Below are 2559 nucleotides of genomic sequence, written 5' to 3'. Positions count from 1 at the left end.
ATGATCGCCTCCCGGTAAGGTCCGAGCTTGCCACTGTCGCGACGGCGCCCCCGCCGCGAAGGCTCCAACGAACCAGTTCGATCCAATCGCGGCTTGAGCCGGACCGCCGTGGCGGCGGAAACAGAAAAATCAGCGGCGGCGGCGCGGCGCGACTTGCCGCGCGATATCGCATCGACAATCCGATGACGCAGATCCAAGGAAAACGCGTGAGACATGGCAAAATCCTCCTGCCATGTCGAATCACAAAAGTCCCCCCGACGCTCTAAATCAGCAGCGAGCTGCCGGCTCCGCTGCAGAACAAACACCCCGAGCGGCGAATGTCCAACATCCGCCAACCCAAAAGTCGGCAATCAGTCTCTATATCGTTTCAGAGCACAAAATCCGACGCCTGCATCGCCAGGGCACGGTCGAGAACGACGGTGAAGTCCGCCGTCCCATCGCCGTTCACGTCGCCAGAAATGAAGGTGTCGATGCCTTTTATCTCGTAGCGAAGTTCTCCTGCCGTGTTGCTGAACGCCGCGGAGCCAATGAATGCGAAGACCTGGTCGCCAGCGAGCGTCGTACTGGCATCAACAAGGCTAAGGTCGATCTTGTCGCCATGCGTGCGGGCGAAATCGAGAATGATGTCGCGGCCGGAGGCGGCGACGGTCGAATCCGCGATCATGGTGAGGATGAACTGGTCTGCGCCGAGACCTCCGGTCAATGTGTCCGCTCCGATGCCGGCAGTCAGGTTGTCGGCTCCATCACCACCGTTGAGGACATCGTTACCTCTTCGGCCAGAAAGCCGATCGTCGCCAGCACCGCCCTTCAGGTCATCGTTGCCGATGCCGCCATCGAGCGTGTCGTTGTCAAGTCCGCCGGAAAGCGTGTCGTCTCCATCTCCACCCGACAACCTGTCGTTGCCGGCATCACCTATCAAAATATCATTGCCGCTCTCGCCGTAGAGCGAGTCGTTGCCAAGTCCGCCGGAAAGCCCATCGTTTCCGTTTCCACCCGACAGATTGTCCCTGCCGGCATCGCCCGAAACGCTGTTATCGCCGGCATGACCAATAAAGGTGTCGTTTCCGTCCCCCAGAGACATTACGCGGCTCCCTTCGATCCGCGTCAGGCCGCTCAAATCGAACCGGTTTGCTTCGCCCGTGCCGGACAAGCTATATGAGAGTTTGAGGATTTCGACACCGGCCGCCGCATCGAGCGTCAGGTTTGTCATCACCGTATCATCCCCTACCTCGAGCGTGTCGAGACTCCCGGAGCCGCCGATGTACACATCGTCGCCGGCGATCTCAGAACTCACATTCCCGACATAGAACGTGTCGTTGCCCGACCCGCCGTCGAGCGTGTCATTGCCCTCTCCGCCGCTCAGCCAATCGTTCCCGTCTCCGCCCGACAGCGTATCGTCGCCCCGTCCGCCCTCAACTGCGTCATCGCCGACATAACCGATATAGGTATCATTTCCGTCGCCCATCAAAATGGGAATCACCTCTACTTCCGTCCACCCTGGATCCCCCCAATCCCCCGGCCACTGAATTAGCAGGAGATTGTTGAGTTTCGTCAGGCCACTAAGGTCGAAGTGGTTCGCTGCACTCGTCCCCTGCAAACTATTGTTGAAAGAGTCGGAATTGCCAATGTCGAGATATTCAACACCGGCCGCCGCATCGAGCGTCAGGTTTGTCACGAACACGCTCCCCTTCACTATTAATTGGTCCCAGCCGGAACCACCGATGAAGACATCAGCGCCTACGTTCTGGCCGGTTCCCTGGAGATAGAACGTGTCGTCGCCCGCGCCGCCGTCCAACGTGTCATTGCCGTTCCCGCCCCAGATCTGGTCAGCTCCGTCCCCACCCAACAGCGTGTCATTACCTTCCCCGCCATTAAGACGGTCGTTTCCGCCTCCACCCGACAGATTGTCGCTGCCCGCACCGCCCAATACGTTATCGGCGCCGACATGACCGATATAGGTGTCGTTTCCGTGATACAGATTGATGATGCTACCATTGTCGATCCGCGTTAGGCCGCTGAAATCAAACACATCCGCGGAAATCGATCCTCCGAGAACATGGGAGTCCATGTTCAAAATCGTATATCCAGAGGCCCCGTCCAGTATGAGACGATTGAGAAAAGTGTCTTCGGTCAACTTAAATTCAGCCATAATCGCTCTCCCTCGATTTATCGGCGATAAAATTTACCCTAATACATAATATAAATTCCTGTACGCTAGCCTAAACTTCTACTATGTTAACGTCAATGTTGTGATCGCGTGATGTGTACGGGATGTTCGTCATCACGACTAGAGCGTGGGGTGGATTTTGTGAATCTATGGATTCCGTTCTGGGGACTTTTGTGATTCGACATGGCAGGAGGATTTTGCCATGTCTCACGCGTTTTCCTTGGATCTGCGTCATCGGATTGTCGATGCGATATCGCGCGGCAAGTCGCGCCGCGCCGCCGCCGCTGATTTTTCTGTTTCCGCCGCCACGGCGGTCCGGCTCAAGCCGCGATTGGATCGAACTGGTTCGTTGGAGCCTTCGCGGCGGGGGCGCCGTCGCGACAGTGGCAAGC

At 57.5% G+C, this 2559-nt stretch carries 1 protein-coding gene and 2 pseudogenes; 1 reads left to right on the top strand and 2 read right to left on the bottom strand.

The window, feature by feature from the left end:
* A pseudogene (locus tag ADU59_RS31055) lies at positions 1 to 215 on the bottom strand (IS630 family transposase); the annotation flags it as partial.
* Between the two features lie 152 nt (positions 216 to 367).
* Positions 368 to 2149, bottom strand: a complete 1782-nt coding sequence (locus ADU59_RS29365; protein WP_068959395.1) for a calcium-binding protein — start codon at positions 2147 to 2149, stop codon at positions 368 to 370.
* 220 nt (positions 2150 to 2369) lie between these two features.
* On the opposite strand from ADU59_RS29365, the pseudogene ADU59_RS31050 reads away from it, so the two are divergent.
* Positions 2370 to 2559 (top strand): annotated as a pseudogene (locus ADU59_RS31050) (IS630 family transposase); the annotation flags it as partial.

Origin of the sequence: Pararhizobium polonicum (genome assembly GCF_001687365.1) — a bacterium.
Taxonomy (GTDB): domain Bacteria; phylum Pseudomonadota; class Alphaproteobacteria; order Rhizobiales; family Rhizobiaceae; genus Pararhizobium; species Pararhizobium polonicum.
The sequence above is the reverse complement of the archived record's forward strand: the minus strand, read 5'-3'. Positions and strand labels throughout refer to the sequence as shown.